The sequence below is a fragment of the Streptomyces marispadix genome (assembly GCF_022524345.1).
Lineage (GTDB): Bacteria > Actinomycetota > Actinomycetes > Streptomycetales > Streptomycetaceae > Streptomyces > Streptomyces marispadix.
On record NZ_JAKWJU010000002.1, the window covers coordinates 1299558 to 1318109 of the forward strand.

Genomic DNA, 18552 nt, shown 5'->3' on the forward strand with positions numbered 1-18552 from the left:
GCACACCCACCGGCTTGCAGGCGCTGCGGCCGACGGCCGGACGGCCCGGCGGACCCGCAGGCCCGCCGCCTGGTGTCAGCCCAGCGCCGCCAGCGCGTCGTTGAAGGTCTTCGACGGCCGCATCACCGCCGACGCCTTCGCGGCGTCCGGCCAGTAGTAGCCGCCGATGTCCGCGGGCGAGCCCTGCACCGCGATCAACTCGTCGACGATCGCCTGCTCCTGCTCACCCAGCGTGCGGGCGAGGTCGGCGAAGGCCGACGCGAGCTGTGCGTCGTCGGTCTGCTTCGCCAGCTCCTGCGCCCAGTACAGGGCCAGATAGAAGTGGCTGCCCCGGTTGTCGAGGCCGCCGAGCCTGCGCGTCGGGGACTTGTTCTCCTGGAGGAAGGTCGCCGTCGCACGGTCGAGGGTGTCGGCGAGGATCTGCGCGCGTGCGTTGCCCGTCTTCTGCGCCAGGTGCTCGAAGCTCACGGCGAGCGCGAGGAATTCACCGAGGCTGTCCCAGCGCAGATAGTTCTCCTTGACGAGCTGCTGCACATGCTTGGGCGCGGACCCGCCGGCACCGGTCTCGAAGAGCCCGCCGCCGTTGATGAGCGGTACGACCGAGAGCATCTTGGCGCTCGTGCCCAGCTCCAGAATGGGGAAGAGGTCCGTCAGGTAGTCGCGCAGCACATTGCCGGTCACGGAGATCGTGTTCTCGCCACGGCGGATGCGCTCCAGGGAGAAGGCGATCGCGTCGACCGGCGACATGATCTCGATGCGCAGCCCTTCCGTGTCGTGCTCCGGGAGGTACCGGCGGACCTTCGCGATCAGATTCGCGTCGTGCGCGCGGCCCTCGTCCAGCCAGAACACCGCGGGGTCCCCGGTCGCGCGGGCGCGGGTGACGGCGAGCTTGACCCAGTCCCGTACCGGCACGTCCTTGGTCTGGCACATGCGGAAGATGTCGCCGCTGCTGACCGCCTGCTCCAGCACGGCCTCTCCTTCGGCGTTCACGACGCGCACCGTGCCGGTCGCGGGGATCTCGAACGTCTTGTCGTGGCTGCCGTACTCCTCGGCCTTCTGCGCCATCAGGCCGACGTTGGGCACGGAGCCCATCGTGGACGGGTCGTACGCGCCGTTGGCACGGCAGTCGTCGATCACCGCCTGGTAGATGCCCGCGTAGCTGCTGTCGGGGATGACGGCGAGGGTGTCCTGCTCCTGGTCGTCCTTGTTCCACATGTGGCCCGACGTACGGATCATCGCCGGCATCGACGCGTCCACGATGACGTCGCTCGGGACGTGGAGATTGCTGATGCCGCGGTGGGAGTCGACCATCGCCAGGTCCGGGCCCGCGGCCAGCTCCGCCTCGAAGGACTCCTTGATCTTCGCGCCCTCGGGCAGCGACTCCAGGCCCTTGAAGATGCCGCCCAGCCCGTCGTTGGGGGTGAGGCCCGCGGCGGCGAGGGTCTTGCCGTACTCGGCGAACGTCTTGGGGAAGAAGGCGCGTACGACGTGGCCGAAGATGATCGGGTCGGAGACCTTCATCATCGTGGCCTTCAGATGCACGGAGAAGAGCACGCCTTCTGCCTTGGCCCGTGCGACCTGTGCCGTGAGGAACTCCCGCAGCGCCGCGACGCGCATCACCGCCGCGTCCACGATCTCGCCGGCGAGCACGGGCACCGACTCGCGCAGCACGGTGGTGGTGCCGTCGTCCGCTGCCAGTTCGATGCGCAGCGAGCCGTCCTCGGGGACGATCACGGACTTCTCGGTGGAGCGGAAGTCGTCGCCGTCCATGTGCGCGACGTTCGTCTTCGAATCCGCGGACCAGGCGCCCATGCGGTGCGGGTTGGAACGTGCGTACTGCTTCACGGACGCGGGAGCGCGCCGGTCGGAGTTGCCCTCGCGAAGCACCGGGTTGACGGCGCTGCCCTTGACCTTGTCGTAGCGGGCGCGGATGTCGCGCTCTTCGTCGGTCTTGGGCTCGTCCGGGTAGTCCGGCAGCGCGTAGCCCTTCTCCTTCAGCTCGGCGATCGCCGCCTTGAGCTGCGGGATCGACGCCGAGATGTTCGGCAGCTTGATGATGTTGGCCTGCGGGGTGCGGGCCAGCTCACCGAGGTTGCCGAGTGCGTCCTCGACGCGCTGCTCCGGCTCCAGCCACTCCGGGAACTGGGCCATGATCCGCCCGGCCAGGGAGATGTCGCGGCTCTCGACGCCGACTCCGGCGGTCGAGGCGTATGCCCGGACCACGGGCAGGAACGAATACGTCGCCAGGGCCGGGGCCTCGTCGGTGTCCGTATAGATGATGGTCGAGTCAGTCACCGGTACTCCGCTCCACGTGCTCCATGTCTACATCGTCTCGACGTCAAGATATCTCGTTCCGCCACGGGACCGGACACCAGCCCCTGCGGGGGGCTGGGGGGCGGGCTTACGTGGGCACCTGTGTCACCGACCGACGATTGCAGCGCCACCGGTCAGGCGGCTCTGGCCACTTCGAGTAGTGGCACGATTTCTTGTCCCCAGAGAGATCGGAGTGGGATTACATCTCCTGGGAGGAGACGATCCGTCTGCTGCGTTCACCGGCCAATGCCCGGCGGCTGGTCGAGTCGATCGCGGAGGCGGAAACGGCCGTGGCTGCGGACCTTCCGGGCAACTCCCCGCAGAGCCTCGGCAGTTGCCGTCGCGAGTCTTGAAATCGCCCTCCGACCGGCCGAAACGCAGCGGTGATCCACCGAAACAAGGCCGCTCGTAAGTTGACAACAATCCCACATTCGCCGTACTGGACCGCTACGTTGGTGTCGACCTGCCGACTGCGCGTATGGAACGGCGCGCAGCGGGACCGCGAGGGAACGCGTCGCGACGGATTCCACTGAGGGGGCCGGCGATGGCAAGACTGAGATGCTTCAGATGCGGGGCGCGCATTCAAGTGGACGGCACGTCCGCGTGCACGTGTACGCCCTTTGCCAGCCGTGAAATCGAACCGGCGGACTTCGAGCCTTTCCGGCCTCGTCTCAACGAACTCCCGGACGGGCGTTCCGAGGACGGCGCCGAGGACCCGCCCGTGGCGGGTACCGGCCGCCCGCGCATCAGCCGCCGCAGCACGAGCGTACTCGTGGGCGTCGCCGCGGCGGTGACGATCGGCACGGTCGCGTTCGCGCTGGACGGTACGAGTTCGGGGCCCGCGTCTGCGGACCGCGGCAGGCCGGCGGTCTCGGTGTCCCCCGACCCTGACATCGTGGCGCGCGAAGTGGCCCAGAACGCACAGCAGGACGCACCGGACGACCCCGGCACGGTCACCCCCTCCAAGCCCGCCGACAACGGCATGTGGCCGATGAGCGAGGGCGAGGGCAAGGGCAAGCACCCCGGTTCCGAGCCCCCCGCACCGAGCGACGAGGCACCCTCTCCCTCGCCGTCCGGCGACGCGTCGGGCGGCGGCACCGCGGACGGGGGCACTGCCGACGGAGGCACCTCGACCGGCGGCGGCACCGGCGACCCGGGCGGCGACGACGGCGGCTCGGACGGCGGCGGCGACCAGCACGGCGGTGGCCTGCTGGGCGGCCTGCTCTTCGGCGGTCTCTTCGGCGGCGGCGACGGGCACGACGACCACCACGACGACGGCGGCCACCAGAACGGCGGCTACTACGACGGCCGGGGCCACGGCGGCTACGGTCACGGAGGTTACGGCCACGGCGGCCACGGCGGCTACGGCGGCGGGCACGGTCATGGCGGCGGGTACGGCCACCACTAGGCCGCTCCACCACCAGACCACCGGCCACCGGACCACCGCTCGCCACCGGCGTCACGGCCGACTGCGTAACTCCCGGGCGGAGCCCGCGCCTTGGAGCGCTCATCGACGCCCTCCCCCGCGCTGACCTGGCGGCCTCGGCGCGCACTGGCCAAACCGGCCCGGCACGGTTGATCATGGCTGCCGTCGACCGCTCGAAGGACCCTCTGCCGGAGCCCGTATGACCTACGACATCGAACTGTTCCGCGCGCAGTTCCCCGCCCTCGCGACCGGAACGGCCTTCTTCGACGGGCCGGGAGGGACCCAGACCCCCCGTGCGGTCATCGAGGCGATGGCGTCCGCGCTCGCGGGTCCCCTCTCCAACCGGGGCCACGGCAACCCGGCCGAGCGCAATGCGGAGACTCTGGTCGCCGAAGCCCGGCAGGCACTCGGCGATCTCCTCGGCGCCGACCCCTCGGGCGTCGTCTTCGGGCGCAGCGCCACACAGCTCGCCTACGACTTCTCCCGTACGCTCGCGAAGTCCTGGTCGCCGGGCGACGAGGTCGTGGTGACGCGGCTCGACCACGACTCCAACATCCGCCCCTGGGTCCAGGCGGCGGAGCAGGCCGGCGCCACCGTGCGGTGGGCCGAATTCGACGCGCAGAGCGGCGAGTTGACGGCGGAGGCCGTCGCCTCGGTCCTCTCGCCGCGCACGAGGCTCGTCGCCGTGACGGGCGCCTCGAACCTGATCGGCACCCGTCCGCCAGTTCAGGAGATCGCGCGGCTCGTCCATGAGGCCGGGGCACTGCTGTACGTCGACGGCGTACACCTCACCGCGCACTCGCTCGTCGATCTGGACGAGCTGGGCGCGGACTTCTACGCCTGCTCGCCGTACAAGTTCCTCGGCCCGCACATGGGCGTGCTCGCGGCCCGCCCGGCGCTGCTGGAGACCCTGGCGCCGGACAAGCTGCTCCCCTCGACGGACGCCGTCCCCGAGCGCTTCGAATACGGCACGCTGCCTTACGAGATGCTCGCTGGTGCCCGCGCCGCCGTCGACGTACTGGCGGGGCCCGGTGCGCACCCGGAGCGTGACCGCCGTGAACGGCTCGTCGCCGCCTTCGAGTTGCTGGAGAAGCACGAGGAGTCGCTGCTCGCGCGCATCGAGGACGGCCTGGCGGAGCTCGATGCGGTACGGGTGCACTCGCGTGCCGCCGTACGCACCCCGACGCTGCTGCTGAGCCTGGACGGCCGCGACACCCGTGACGCCGCGGCCCACTTGGCGGAATGCGGTGTCAACGCGCCCTCCGGGTCCTTCTACGCGCTGGAGGCGTCCCGGCACCTCGGCCTCGGCGACGAGGGCGCCCTGCGCGTGGGCGTCGCCCCGTACAACAACGACGAGGACGTGGACCGGCTGCTGGAGGGCCTGGCCGGGTTCCTGCGCTAGCCGGGTTCCTGCGCTGGCCGGGGGCCGCCGCGACGGAGGGAGCCCGGACGGTGCAGGGCAGGCGGCCGGGGGCCGGTCCGGGCGGCCCGGAATGGCACGTCGGGACCGTCGCCACGGGCTTCGGCAGATGCCAGGCTCCTGCCATGAGCAGACACACACCTCCACCGCTCTCCCCCGCCTCCCTCCGCACGGCGACCGGCAGGCCGCCCGGCCCGGGCAAGGCGTTCCCCGGTTCGGGTCTGCCCTGGCCCCGTGTACGCACGAGGGTCGTCGCCGTCGCGGCCGGCCTCGCGCTCGTGCTCGGTACGGGCGGCGCGGCGGGGGCCCGCAGCGCCGAACCGGAGCCCGCCTGGGGCAAGGCGGTCGACCGGATACTCGCCGACAAGCGGCTGGACGGAGCGGCCCGCCGGCGTCGTGATCAGCGACGCGAAGAGCGGCCGGGTGCTCTACGACCACGACCCCGGCAGGCGCCTGATGCCCGCGTCCAACACGAAGCTGCTGACCTCCGCCGCAGCCATGGACGTGCTCGGCCCCGGCTACCGCTACCGCACCGACGTACTGGCACACGGCGACCGTGAGGGCGACCGCCTCGACGGCGACCTGTACGTACGGGGCACGGGCGATCCGACGCTGCTGGCGAAGGACTACGACGCTCTCGCCGCCGACGTCGCCGACTCCGGCATCGAGCAGGTCACCGGGAAGCTCGTCGCCGACGACACCCGCTTCGACTCGCAGCGCCTCGGGCGCTCCTGGGCGGCAGACGACGAATCCGCGTACTACTCCTCGCAGATCTCCGCGCTGAGCCTCGCCCCCGACACCGACTACGACGCGGGCAACGTCATCGTCGAGGTCGTACCGGCGGAGAAGGCGGGCGAGAAGCCGAAGGTGAAGGTCACGCCGTCCAACAGCTACGTCGACGTCGAGACCACCGCCACCACCGTCGACAAGGACGGCTCGGACACCCTGACCGTCGAGCGCGAACACGGCGGTAACACCGTCACCGTCTCCGGCGGCATCCCCGTGGGCGCCGATCCGAAGCAGGAGTGGACGAGCGTATGGGAGCCCACCGGGTACGCCGCCTCCGTCTTCGCGGACGCCCTTGAGCGGCACGGTGTGAAGGTCGCCGGGAAGACCGAACTGGGCGAGGCGACCCCGGCCGGCGCCCGCCGCGTCGCCCGCCACTCGTCGATGACGCTCGCCGAACTCAGCGTCCCTTTCCTGAAGTTGTCGAACAACAACCACGCCGAGGTCCTCACCAAGACCATGGGCTACGAGACCGCCGGCAAGGGCCACGGCACCTGGGACGACGGGCTGAAGGCGATCAGCGGCTTCCTGAAGAAGGAGGGCGTGGACACCGGGACGCTGCGTCAGGTCGACGGCTCGGGACTGTCCCGCATGGACAACGTCTCCGCCGGGCACATCGCCACGCTTCTCCACTCGGTACGCAAGAAGCCCTGGTTCAAGAAGTGGTACGACGCGCTGCCCATCGCATGCGAACCGGACCGCATGACGGGAGGGACGCTGCGCTCCCGCATGTGCGACACCCCCGCTGAGAAGAACACCCACGCCAAGACGGGCTCCCTGACGGGCGCTTCGGGACTCTCGGGCTACGTCACCGACGCCGACGGCCGCGAACTGGCGTACAGCATCGTCCTCAACAACTACCTCGCCGACTCGGTGAAGGACATCGAGGACTCGATCGTGGTGACGCTGGCGTCGTACGGGAAGGACGGCAAGAGCCCCAAGGACGGCACGGACGGCAAGTACGGCAAGCAGGACGACGGGGACGGTGCGAAGCACGACAAGAGCGCCGCGGACCGGGCGGGCGGCGCCGCGTCGTCCGCGTCGTCCGGGTCGTCCGGCTCCGACTCCGGCCTGGAGTGCTCCTGGAGGAAACCGGCGCACTGCTGACGCCGCGCGGGGACCGGGTGCCGCGCCCCCTCCCGCGCGGCACCCGGCGGCCTCCGGTGGCCCCGGCGAACAGGCCGTATGCGTCCTCTGCCGGACTGAGGCGCTCGACTGCCGCCCGAGCGGCGGTCGTTCGCCACTCGGCGGTCAGCGCGAGCCTCGGGCGCCCGGCTGCGTACTCCGATTGTTCCGAGCCTGAACGCCGGCTCCGCCCGGTGACAGGGCGTATCCGAGTCGCACCGTTGCGTACCGAGGGCGTAGAGACGCAGAGGGGCCGCGGGACAGGGAATCTCACGGCTCGTGCCGGCCCCGGAGGGTCCGACCAGGGCTCCGGGGACGGCACGGCCGTGAGCTGCCGCGAGCCCGGCCGACCACGCAACGGCCGGGACGCGGCGGTCCAAGAGGCAGACCGGCGTTCAGCCCACGAACGCCTCCGCGAACGCGCCTGCCTTCTCCTTCAGGCCCGAACACGTCGCCTGCGCCTTGGTCTTGGGGCCACCGGGACACGGCTTGTCCCGGGTGGCGGACCACATCGAAAGACCGCCCATCTCTCTCTTCTCCGCGAACTTCCGCAGTTCGGCGGCGTCCTGGGGGCGGAAGACCTCGCCCTTGACGTCGTTGACGCCGACCATCGGTGTGACCGCGAGGGAGTCCCACGCCTCCGCCTCGTCCCTGATGCCGAGCGCGGGCATGATCTGCTTGTGGGCGGCGGTGGCGGCCTTCACGGCGTAGCCGCCCATGTCGCCCGCGAACGAGGTGCCGTAGTCCATGGCCATGATGTTGACCCGGTTGACGCGGGCGCCGTTCTTCTTCGCGTTCTCAAGCACCGCACGGGCGTCGGCGCCGAGGCCGGAGGGCATCACCGGGAGGGTGTAGGAGACCTTGAGGTTCGGCTTCTGCCGCTGGAGGCGGACGATCGCCTGGTTGCGCAGCTGCGCGGCCTTCTTGTCCGTCAGGGCCGGGCCTTCGAGGTCGAAATCGAGCCGCGTGAGGCCGAATGCGTCGATGACCTTGATGTACGCGGCGGCGAGCTTGTCCACCGAGCCGCATACGCGGGCGAGTTCGCGGCCGCTCTGCCCGCCGAAGGAGACCGCCACGTCGCCGCCGCCCTCTTCGCGCAGGTCCTCCACCTGCGCCGCCACCGGGTTCGCCTTCAGGGACTGGCGGCCGCCCCACCGCGGCACGCACTTGCTCCCTGCCGGTGAGACAAAGGCCAGGGTGTAGTCCTTCACGCCGGTCTTCTGGGAGTTCCCCAGGAGGTCGTAGGAGGGGCTGAGCAGGGTGTCCACATAAGGCGAGAACCGGTCCGCCCCGGGAGGCGCGGGCTTCTGGCTCTCCTCGGGCGGGTTCGACAGCGGAGGCGGGCCCGTCGGCTCGGACGACCCCTGCTCCCCCGAGCACCCGGCGAGCAGCGACGCCGCCACCACCGCGGCCACAGCGGCCACCGCGACCGGCGAGTTCCGAACGGGCCCGCGGGTGCGGCCCGTACGAGACATACGAGAGGTCCGGGCCTTCGCAGTCGCGGTCGCAGCCGTGTTCTCAGTCGTGGTCGTGGAGGTACGGGGATGCTGCGCGTCCGCGCGGTCACTCATCGTCGGGCTGCCTCCTTCAGGCGCGGTGGGGGGGTCGTGATTCCGACGTGCGCCAAAACTAGCGAGCCCGCCTGGGACAAAGCACACGATGAGGTCCACCGGCGATGGGACTTAGGCCACAGTTAAGAGACCCGAAGGCTCCGGTTAAGAAAGGCAGTTGGGGGGTGCGGCGGGCCTGTCGGCTTTGACCGTGAATGGCTGGGGCCCGGGTTCATTCAACGGGCGATACCGCGCTAAGGTCGGCAATCGCCCTGACAGTGGGTCGCCACCCGCATACGGGCGGAAGGGTTTCTAGCCAGGAGTGCGTGTTGCGCCGACCGAATTGGTGGCACCGGAGTCGAGAGCTGAAACGAATACGCCGCGAAAGCGAGAAGCTCTTCGCGAGCCTGGACCTCCCGGACGAGTGCGACATCGCCGACCTGTGCGACCGTTTGAGCGAGAGGCGGGGGCGCCCGCTGCGTCTGATGCCGGTCAGCGTGCCCGGCGCACACCCCTGCGGCCTGTGGATCATGACGCAGACCGTCGACTTCATCGTCTACGAGTCCCAGACCAGCAAGCCGCACCAAGACCACATCATCGCGCACGAGTTGGCCCATATGGTCTGCGGCCACCGCAGCGGCGCGGGGAACTCCGTCGACGACGGCACCGCCCGCCTCCTCTTCCCCGACCTGGCCCCCGAACTGGTACAGAAGATCCTCGGACGGGGCAATTACTCCAGCGTCGAGGAGCGTGAGGCCGAGGTCACCGCGTCCCTCATCCTCGAACGCATCAACCGGCCGGTGCTGGAACGGATTTCGGCCGTGCCCGCCGAGGACGCGGAAGCCATGGAACGTATCGAGCGCTCCCTGCGGCGCCGGGCCGCGGTACGGGCACCGGCGGACCCCGACGGGGAGCGCGAGGACGGCGACCGGCCTGACGACGGGGACCGGTCCGACGACGGCGACCGGCCTGACACTGCGCGTGAAGACGGCGGCGAGAGCGAACGGAGCGCAACCCCGCACCCCGGCGGGGAGACGACGACATGACCGACCTGAAGAGCGTCTTCTTCCCGGTGAGCGCCGGGATCTGCGCGCTGGCCTTCCTCTACAAGTCCCGCGATCTCCGTCCGGGCCGCCGCGACCCGGCGCTTCTCGCGCTCCTGATCGCGTTCCTGTTCAAAGGGATCTCCTTCACGCTGTCGACGGCTGTGGTCTCGGCGGCGGTCGACGAGTACTCGGGCGTGCCCAACCTCGGCGCGCTGGGCATCCACCTGACAGGCGGGGTCACTTCGAGCGCGGCGTTCCTCTCCGCGCTGGTCTTCTGGGTGTACCCGGCCGAGCAGGCATGGCCGAAGGTGCGGCGGCGCATGCTGCTCTTCGGGCTCGTCGCGGTGACCATGTTCGTGCTCTGGTACGTCGCGGGAAGCGGCAGCCACGAACGCTCGCCCCACTATCTGCTTCAGAACGTCCATCGGCCCGTCGTCGCCGCCTACTTGCTCCTTTACGTGACGGCGTTCGCGGCGGGAATGGCCGAAATCGTAAGGCTGGGCCGCCGTTACGCGAAGTCGGCAGGGCGTGCCTGGGTGCGTCGCGGCCTGGGGACGATGTCCGTCGGGGCGGGCATCTATATCGCGTACTGCGTCAACCGCGCTTGGGCCGTTGTCGCCGTGCGGCTCGAACTCGACCCGCTGCAATGGGAGTTGGTCACTCCGCTGTCGAACGGCATCGGAATCCTCCTCGTCGCGACCGGGTTCACCATGCCGTCCTGGGGGCCGCGGCTGTCGGCCGCCCGCGTGTGGGTCTCCAACTACCGTGCCTACCAACGGCTCTATCCGCTGTGGAGCGATCTGTACCGGGCCGTACCCGAGATCGCGCTCGATCCGCCCGCGCCCTCGTTCATGGAACGGATCAGCCACGGCGACCTCCGATACCGGCTGTACCGGCGGGTGATCGAGATTCGCGACGGCCTCCTGGCGATGCGCCCGTATATGAGCACGGAACCGGGTGCCGCTGCTGACGGAGACCATGACGGGGCTTCGACGCGCCCGGCCGGGCCGGGAGTCGGGGAACCGGCGGACGGGCAGGCCCGGCGCGCGGCAGTGGAGGCGGCACGGCTGAAGGCCGCCCTCAGCGCCAAGGCCGACGACGGCCCGTCGCCCGCGCACGTTTCGGCGTCCGTTCCCGCGTCCGCCGCCGACGGGAACTCGTCCACGGCGACGGCCACTTCGGCGCCCGCGCCGGAGACATCCGTACAAGAGGTGTCCGTACAAGAGCCGTCCGTACCAGGCCCGTCCGCGCCGGAGCCGTCCGCGCAGGGCGCACCCGGCCAGGATTACGTACAGGAGAAGAGCGGCGGCGATACGGACACGGCGTCCCGCATCAGCGACGACTACGCCGGCGAACTCGGCTGGCTGCTCCAGTTGGCGAAGGCGTACGCCGACGTCCGGCGCCCGGCATGACAGGGAGAGATGGCAGATGAAGTTCCGGTCGCTCGGCAGTGATCCGGCCACGCAGGTGTCAGCGATCGGTCTCGGCTGCATGGGCATGTCGATCGCCTACGGAGCCGCCGACGAACAGGAGAGCCTGCGCACCCTGGACCGTGCGGCCGAACTGGGCGTCAGCCTCCTCGACACGGCGGACGTGTACGGCGTGGGAGCCAACGAGGAACTGCTGGGCCGCTGGCTGCACGGCCGGGACCGCGAATCGGTGTTCCTGTCGACCAAGTTCGGCCTCAAGCGCAGCGCCACGACCGGAAGGGTGGACGAGGTCGACACCTCCGCCGGGTATGTGCCCGCCGCCTGCGACGCCTCGCTGAGGCGGCTCGGCGTCGACCACATCGACCTGTACTACGCGCACCGACGCGACCCGGCCGTACCCGTCGAGGAGACCGTCGGCGCGATGGCCGCGCTGGTCGAGGCGGGCAAGGTACGCCACCTCGGGCTGTCCGAGGTCAGCCCGCAGACGCTGCGCCGCGCGCACGCCGTCCACCCGATCGCGGCGATCCAGCTCGAATACTCGCTGTTCACCAGGGACGTGGTGGAGGGAGAGATGCTCGCCGCCTGCCGTGAACTCGGTGTAGCCGTCGTTGCGTACTCACCGCTGGGGCGCGGCATGCTCGGGGGCGCGCTGCACTCCCGTGAGGCCCTGTCGGAGGAGGACAACCGCAGGCGCTGGCCGCGCTTCGCCAGCGACAACATCGACGCCAACCTCGCACTGGTGGAGGCGGTGAGGGGCGTCGCGGCCGAGATCGGCTGCACGCCCGCGCAGGCCGCTCTGGCCTGGCTTCTGGCGCAGGGCCCGGACATCCTGCCGATCCCGGGGACGAAGCGCACGCGCTATCTGGAGGAGAACGTCGCAGCGGTCGACGTGGCCCTGACTCCCGCTCAGACGGCCCGGATCGGTGAAGCCGTGCCCGCGAGCGCGGTGGCAGGCGGACGCTATCCCGAGCAGGCCCTCTCCCGCCTCGGCCACTGATCACCCGTAACGGTTCCGCCGATCCCCCCGGGATCGATCCGCCGGTCGTCGAACGCCCGGGTGACTGAGGCCCTGCCCCCAACTCCCGTTCCCCGTAAGCCCCCTGGCAGGCAGCGCCCCGGCCGTTCAGTCCTTCCGCTTCCCCGGCCCGCCGCCCTGTCCTCTCCCGCCCTCGCGTCTCCCCGTCTCCTGCTGCCCGTCGCCGCCCGTGCCGGACGACTGGAGTCCGCTGACCTCCGCGATGATGCGGAGCAGCGACGCCCGCCCCGCGTCGTCCATGCTCATCGCACGGAGCGCGATGTCGCGTACCTCGGCGTTGCGCATCGCGGAGGCGAGGGCGATCTGGGTGTCGATGCGCTCGGCGGTGTCCTCGTCGAAGAAGTAGGCCACGGGCACGTGGAAGAACGCCGCGAGGGCTTCGAGGTGGCGCTTGGTGGGGTTGTCCCGCTGCCCGGTACGAAGCTGCCAGATGTACGTCTTGGAGAAGGTGCCGCCGGACAGCTCGCTGCATCCCCGGGCGACCTCTTCGTAGGTGTACTCCCTCCCACCTGGCGCGATGCTCTTGAAGAGCTTGTCGATCTTCTCGGCCAGTGAAGGCACAGGGACCCCTTCGTTCGCTGAGATGATCTCCAACTCAGGCTGCCGTACATCGTAGTTGACATGATCGGGCGCGGACGGTTACCTTCGTCATGTTCGCTGAGATGAACAGAGGGTACCTCATCGGCCATACGAGCGGACATCCTCAGGGACGAGGCCGTCGCCGAAAAGGCAGGCAGCAGCCCCGGGAACGCGACGGCGACCGGGTGGGCCCCGCGCCGGAGACGACGGCCGTGCGACGCCCGATGCACCCGCCCTCCACGGGGGAGGGGCGGGCGCATCGGGCTGCTGCGACAGGCTGCTGAGACGGGGCGCGGAGCATGCGGGGCCTCGTCGGCGACTCGATTCGCGGCCGTCTCACGCCGGCGCCGTTCCGTATGACAGCACGAGCAGCGACGACCCCCTGGACGGGTCCGGCCAATCACCTCATGATTGCCGCGATGTCACGAGCCCGCGCTCCGCCCCCGCCCACGAGAGGCGTTTCGATGACGTACACCGACGACCGCAGCGGCACCGGCCGGCCCGCCGACTCCCCGTTCCCCCTCAACACCCGCAATCTGCCTCCGCCCCAGGTACGGGAGCTGCCTCCCCCGCCCCGTCAGACCTGGAAGATCATCGGCCCCGGCATCGTCGGCGCCGGTGTGGGCCTCGCCTCCGGCGAGTTCATCCTCTGGCCGTACATCGCCTCGCAGGCCGGTCTCGTGTTCCTGTGGGGCGCCGTCGTCGGAGTCGTCACCCAGTGGTTCCTCAACATGGAGATCGAGCGCTACACGCTCGCCACCGGGGAGACCGCCGTCACCGGCTTCAACCGCTACTGGCGCCACTGGGGCGCGGTCATGGTCGTACTGACCTACGCGGCGAACCTCTGGCCGGGCTGGGTGACCAGCTCCGCCACCATGGCCTCCTACGTCTTCGGCGGCAATCCCACGCTGATCGCGCTCGTCCTGCTGCCGTGCATCGGCGCGATCCTCACGCTCGCACCCGTCGTCTACACGGCGCTGGAACGGCTGCTGTTCCTGAAGGTCGCGGTGATCGGCGGGTTCTTCGCGCTCGCTGTGATCTTCGCGGTGAAGGCGTCGAGTTGGGCCGACCTGCCCCAAGGCGCCACGCACATAGGGCAGTTCCCCAGCGAGCTGGGCGTGGCGGTGCTGATGGGAGCACTCGCATACGCGGGAGCCGGCGGCGGTCAGAACCTCTGCCAGAGCAACTGGATCCGCGACAAGGGCTTCGGCATGGGCCACTACGTGCCCCGCCTGGTCAGCCCCGTCACCGGCAAGGAGGACACCGCTGCGGCGGCCACCGGCAACGCCCCGGGAGCCACCTCCGGCTACGTCTTCACACCCGACGCGCAGAACATGGCGCGCTGGAAGCGCTGGTGGCGCTTCGCCAACACCGAACAGGCCCTGACGTTCGTCCTGGTCACGGTCCTGACCATCGTGCTCTCCTCCCTCCTGGCGCACTCCACGCTCTTCGGCTCCGAGGGCCTGGCCAACGACGTCAGCTTCCTCCAGGACGAGGGCGAGGCGCTGAAGTCGCAGGTCGGCTCCTGGTTCGGCGTGCTCTTCTGGCTGATCGGGGCGTTCTCGCTGTTCAGCGCGGCGGTAGGCATCGTCGACTACACGAGCAGGCTCGCGGCGGACGTCCTCAAGTCCACGTATCTGCCCCGCTCCCGCGTCTCCGAGAGCCGGCTGTACTTCTGGCTGGTGTGGGGCCTCGTCGTCATCGGCATGGCGATCCTGCTGCTCGGCATCGACCAGCCGCTGGTGCTGCTGGTGATCTCCGCGTGCGTCGCCGGCCTGATGATGTTCGTCTACGGCGGCCTGCTGCTCTACATCAACCGCAAGGCGCTTCCCGCTCCGATCAAGGTGCGGGGGTACCGGGTGGCGGCGCTGGTGTGGGTGGTCGTGCTGTTCGGCGTGCTGTCCGTGCTGACGGTGCGGCAGCAGATCCTGGACGCGTTCGGCTGACGGCCAGGGGAAGCCCTCGCAGCTTCTCCGACGCCGTCGGCCGACGCACTCCCCGACCGCAAACGACCTGCGGCGGGCGCCTATTGACGCCCGCCGCGGAGTCGGCGCAATTCGCCGCGAGGTGTCGCAGCCTCAGCGTCGCCCGCGCCTACAGGTGCATGCCGTTCACCGAACTAACCATCGCCGTCAGCGTGTTCACGACCCACTTGCCGAACTCCGTCGGCGCGAGGAGTATCCCGAAGACCGTCACGATGAGGACGGTCTCCCTCTCGTCCTTCCTGCTCCTGGCCTCAGTGCGCCGTCTCAGCCGAAGGAAGATCCAGACCCCCAGGAGCAACGTGACATCCAGCGTGACGACCAGCCCACCCATGAACCCCTCCCTGTGCGGCCGTGGGCAATCGTTCCACTGGTGATGTACCGGCTTTATCCGCTTCACCAACCATGGCCTGACTCATGCCGGTAATGGCGGAATCTCTGAGCGGGGAACGCCTGCGGCGGCCAACTCCGGCGCCACCATGGCGCCTTGCCGCTCAGCGCGAGCGACCACCCCCCGCACCGGCCAGCGCCCGCCCCGTAGGCGTCGTGCTGTCCTCGCAGTCGGCGACATGGCCCTCGAAGAGGACCGTTCCCCCGTGTCGGCCCGGCCCCGGGCCGAGGTCGACGAGCCAGTCGGCATGGCGGACGACGTCGAGGTCGTGCTCGATCACGACTGCCGTGTGGCCCTGTCCGACGAGCCGGTCGAGGACGTTCAGGAGCGTGCCCACGTCGTCCATGTGCAGGCCGGTCGTGGGCTCGTCCAGTACGTACGTCGTGGGCCGCTCCGCCTGGCGCAACTCCTTGGCGATCTTGACGCGTTGGCACTCTCCGCCGGACAGCGTGCTCAGGGACTGCCCCAGCCGCAGATAACCCAGACCGACCGCGGCGAGCTGCTCCAGGGCGCGGGCGATGCCCTGGTCGGGCAGCCTTGCGACGGCCTCCTCCACGGTGAGCCCCCCGACGTCGGCGATCGACAGCCCGTCCACGGTGTGGGCGAGCGCCTCGGGGGTGAAACGCCGGCCCCGGCACGTATCGCAGACGACCTCCTGGCCGTCCATGAAGGCGAGATCGGTGTAGACGACCCCGAGCCCCTTGCAATCGGCGCAGCCACCCTCGGAGTTGGCGCTGAAGAGACCCGCGGGGACGTGGTTGTGCCTGGCGAACAGCCTGCGGACCGCGGGCGCGATGCCCGTGTAAGTGACGGGCGTGGAGCGCCTGTTGGCGCTGACCGGCCTCTGGTCGATCACGGTGGCGCCGTGCTGGGCCACCAGCTCCTCGGCGAGGCTGGACTTGCCGGAGCCGGCCACCCCGGTGAGCACGGTCATCACGCCCGCCGGGAAGCGCACGGTCACGTCCCGCAGATTGTTGCGACGGGCCCCGGCGACGGTGAAGTGCCCCGTGGCGGCACGCGGTTCGCGCTTGAGCGGCCGTCTCCGCGCCAGGGCCCGCCCGGTCGGCGTACCGGCGTCGCGGAGCCGTGCGTAGCTGCCCTGGAACACCAGCCGTCCGCCGCCGGCGGCGCCCGCGCCCGGCCCGATCTCGATCACCTGGTCCGCGCGGGACATGACCGCGGGATCGTGCTCGACGACGAGGACGTTGTTGCCGCTGTCGCGAAGGCTCTCCAGCAGCTCGACCATGGACTCCACGTCGGTCGGGTGCAGCCCAACGGTCGGTTCGTCGACGACGTACGTCATCTCCGTGAGGGAGGACCCCAGGTGCCGCACGGTCTTGATCCGCTGTGACTCGCCGCCGGAGAGGGTCGTGGTCGCGCGGGACAGCGTGAGATAGCCGAGCCCGATCGTGATCATCGCCTCCAGTCGTGCCGTCAGCGCCGCGACCGCGGGCGCCACACGGGCAGAGGTGATCTCCCTTACGAGCCCGACCAGTTCGGTGATCTCCATGCGGGCCATCTCGCCGATGGTCCGGTCGAGCACGGTGGCCGTGCGTGCGGCCTCGCAGAGCCGGTCTCCGTCGCACTCCGGGCAGGTCTCGGCCCGCGTGAAGCGGCGGATCGCCTCCTGCTTGCGCTCCGACAGGTCGTCGGATGTGTGCAGATAGATCCGCTCGAACCGCTCGACCACCCCCTCGTAGCCCTTGGGTGGCTTCCGTCCCAGTCGCGCCGCCGCCTCACCGCCGTACAGCAGCGCCTCCCGTTCGTACGGCCTCCACTCCCGCAGCGGCGTCCCGGCGTCGAAGCTGCCGATGTCGGCGTACTGCGAGTACCAGTAGCCGCCGTTGCCGAAGCCGGGCAGCAGGATCGCGCCCTCGGCGAGGGACTTGTCCAGGTCGAGGAAGCGCTCGACCGCGCTCACCACGATCTCCCCGAGGCCGGAGCAGGACGGGCACATGCCGCTCGGGTCGTTGAAGGAGAAGCGGTTCGATTCGCCGACGTAGGGGCTGCTGAGCCGGGAGAACAGCAGCCGCAGATACGTCCAGGAGTCCGTGATGGTGCCGACGGTCGAGCGGGCGTTCCCGCCGATCCTGCGCTGGTCGATGACGACCACGGGCGTCAGGCCCCCGATGTGCTCGACCGGGGGCCGGGTCCACTTCGCCAGCCGGTTCCTCGCGAACGGCGGGAAGGTCTCGTTGAGTTGATAGCCCGCCTCCGCGGCGATCGTGTCGAACACCAGCGACGACTTTCCCGAACCGGACACCCCGGCGAAGACGACGAGTCGGTTGCGCGGGATGTCGACGTCCACGCCGTCGAGGTTGTTCGTACGGGCCCCGCGAAGGCTGATGTTCCTATCGGTCATGCCTCGGACGGTACGAACAGATGTGGCCGCATCCTGGCCGCTATGGCTGGCAGTATCTGCCCATGGCGGACGTCACCGAGCGCACGCTGGCCCTGCTCTCCACGTTGCAGACGGGCCGGCCGTTCAGCGGAGAGGAACTCACCCGGCGTCTCGGCGTCAGCCCACGCACCCTGCGCCGCGACGTCGACCGGCTGCGCGGCTACGGCTACCCCGTCGAGACGCAGCCCGGACCGGGCGGCCACTACCGGCTCGCGGCAGGCCGCACCATGCCGCCGCTCGTACTGGACGACGACGAGGCGGTGGCCACGCTGCTGGCGCTCGCCTCCCTCGCCGCCATGGAACCGCCCGCCGGAGCGGAGCCTTCCGCCGAGCGGACCGTCGACGACGCCGCGACCCGCGCGTACGGCAAGCTGGATCAGTTCCTGCCCGCCCGGCTCCGCCCCCGCATGGCCGCCATCCGCTCCAGCCTGGAGACGAGCCCGCAGCGCGCCCCGAGCGTGACGGCGGGGCTGCTCGGCATCGCCGCCGAGGCCATCGCGAACAGCGAGACGCTGTCGTTCACTTACACGGACGCCCGCGGTGAACGCTCCGCCCGCCGCGTCGAGCCGCACCGCCAGATCCACCATCTGCTGCGCTGGTATCTGCTGGCCTGGGACCTGGGACGCAGCGACTGGCGCGTCTTCCGGCTGGACCGCGTCACCGGACTCATGCGAACCGGCGACCGGTTCGAGCCGCGGCCGCTGCCTGCCGGGTCCGCCGCGGAGTATCTGCGGCAGGGACTCGACAAGGGACGGCAGCGGGTCGACGTCGTCATCGACGCCCCGGCCACGGACGTGGCCGACGCCCTGCGCTACCAGGACGCCGAGATCCACTCCGTGACCGGGAGCAGCACCGCCGTCAGCCTCGCCCTGGACTCCTGGCAGTGGCTGCTCCTCCACCTCGCCTTCCTGGACGCGGACTTCCGGCTCAGCGCGGGGCCGCAGTTCATGGAGTCGTGCCGCGTGTTCGCGGAACGGCTCGCGGCGGCGACGGGGGACGGCGAGTAACTCGGAGGCGGAAGCGCCGTGTTGGGCACGGGCGTCGGGCGTACGCACGATCCCGCCGAT

Annotated in this window: 14 protein-coding genes; 9 read left to right on the forward strand and 5 right to left on the reverse strand. The window is 70.2% G+C overall.

The window, feature by feature from the left end; all coding sequences use genetic code 11:
* Positions 1 to 75: 75 nt before the first annotated feature.
* Positions 76 to 2295 (reverse strand): NADP-dependent isocitrate dehydrogenase, encoded by a 2220-nt coding sequence (locus tag MMA15_RS05605; RefSeq protein ID WP_241057892.1) that lies wholly within the window; start codon positions 2293 to 2295, stop codon positions 76 to 78.
* Positions 2296 to 2486: 191 nt separating this feature from the next.
* Between MMA15_RS05605 and MMA15_RS05610 the strand changes: the two genes are divergently transcribed.
* From MMA15_RS05610 to dacB, 4 genes are all read left to right on the forward strand, one after another.
* Positions 2487 to 2666, forward strand: coding sequence for a type II toxin-antitoxin system Phd/YefM family antitoxin (locus tag MMA15_RS05610; protein WP_241063546.1), 180 nt, complete (start codon positions 2487 to 2489; stop codon positions 2664 to 2666).
* 368 nt (positions 2667 to 3034) lie between these two features.
* Positions 3035 to 3721 carry a hypothetical protein gene (locus tag MMA15_RS05615; RefSeq protein WP_241057894.1) on the forward strand — a complete coding sequence of 229 codons (687 nt, stop codon included), beginning with the start codon at positions 3035 to 3037 and terminating at the stop codon, positions 3719 to 3721.
* Positions 3722 to 3938: 217 nt separating this feature from the next.
* Complete coding sequence (locus MMA15_RS05620) at positions 3939 to 5141, forward strand: cysteine desulfurase-like protein (protein ID WP_241057896.1); 1203 nt, start codon at positions 3939 to 3941, stop codon at positions 5139 to 5141.
* Positions 5142 to 5555: 414 nt separating this feature from the next.
* Positions 5556 to 7052 (forward strand): D-alanyl-D-alanine carboxypeptidase/D-alanyl-D-alanine endopeptidase, encoded by a 1497-nt coding sequence (dacB, locus tag MMA15_RS05625; RefSeq protein WP_308290510.1) that lies wholly within the window; start codon positions 5556 to 5558, stop codon positions 7050 to 7052.
* 413 nt (positions 7053 to 7465) lie between these two features.
* On the opposite strand, the gene MMA15_RS05630 is transcribed toward dacB, so the two are convergent.
* Complete coding sequence (locus tag MMA15_RS05630; protein WP_241057897.1) at positions 7466 to 8641, reverse strand: chitinase; 1176 nt, start codon at positions 8639 to 8641, stop codon at positions 7466 to 7468.
* Positions 8642 to 8949: 308 nt separating this feature from the next.
* Here MMA15_RS05630 and MMA15_RS05635 point away from each other — a divergent pair, with 308 nt between their 5' ends.
* The 3 genes from MMA15_RS05635 to MMA15_RS05645 are packed head-to-tail and all read left to right on the forward strand — an operon-like array spanning position 8950 to position 12093.
* Entirely contained in the window at positions 8950 to 9666 is a 717-nt protein-coding gene (locus MMA15_RS05635; RefSeq protein ID WP_241057898.1) for an ImmA/IrrE family metallo-endopeptidase, read from the forward strand.
* A complete protein-coding gene (locus MMA15_RS05640; RefSeq protein ID WP_241057899.1) occupies positions 9663 to 11078 on the forward strand; it encodes an MAB_1171c family putative transporter in 1416 nt (471 codons plus the stop codon). Before MMA15_RS05635 ends, MMA15_RS05640 begins: the two co-directional genes overlap by 4 nt.
* A gap of 16 nt (positions 11079 to 11094) precedes the next feature.
* Positions 11095 to 12093: an aldo/keto reductase gene (locus tag MMA15_RS05645; protein ID WP_241057901.1), complete on the forward strand. Its 999-nt coding sequence runs from the start codon at positions 11095 to 11097 to the stop codon at positions 12091 to 12093.
* A gap of 126 nt (positions 12094 to 12219) precedes the next feature.
* Here the strand turns inward: MMA15_RS05645 and MMA15_RS05650 are convergent, their stop codons facing one another.
* Positions 12220 to 12693: an XRE family transcriptional regulator gene (locus tag MMA15_RS05650; RefSeq protein WP_241057902.1), complete on the reverse strand. Its 474-nt coding sequence runs from the start codon at positions 12691 to 12693 to the stop codon at positions 12220 to 12222.
* Positions 12694 to 13175: 482 nt separating this feature from the next.
* Between MMA15_RS05650 and MMA15_RS05655 the strand changes: the two genes are divergently transcribed.
* Positions 13176 to 14657 (forward strand): Nramp family divalent metal transporter, encoded by a 1482-nt coding sequence (locus MMA15_RS05655; protein WP_241057903.1) that lies wholly within the window; start codon positions 13176 to 13178, stop codon positions 14655 to 14657.
* A gap of 148 nt (positions 14658 to 14805) precedes the next feature.
* On the opposite strand, the gene MMA15_RS05660 is transcribed toward MMA15_RS05655, so the two are convergent.
* Positions 14806 to 15027, reverse strand: a complete 222-nt coding sequence (locus MMA15_RS05660) for a hypothetical protein (RefSeq protein ID WP_241057905.1) — start codon at positions 15025 to 15027, stop codon at positions 14806 to 14808.
* Positions 15028 to 15187: 160 nt separating this feature from the next.
* A complete protein-coding gene (locus MMA15_RS05665; protein ID WP_241057906.1) occupies positions 15188 to 17446 on the reverse strand; it encodes an ATP-binding cassette domain-containing protein in 2259 nt (752 codons plus the stop codon).
* Positions 17447 to 17508: 62 nt separating this feature from the next.
* Here MMA15_RS05665 and MMA15_RS05670 point away from each other — a divergent pair, with 62 nt between their 5' ends.
* Positions 17509 to 18492, forward strand: coding sequence for a helix-turn-helix transcriptional regulator (locus MMA15_RS05670; RefSeq protein ID WP_241057908.1), 984 nt, complete (start codon positions 17509 to 17511; stop codon positions 18490 to 18492).
* Positions 18493 to 18552 lie beyond the last annotated feature (60 nt).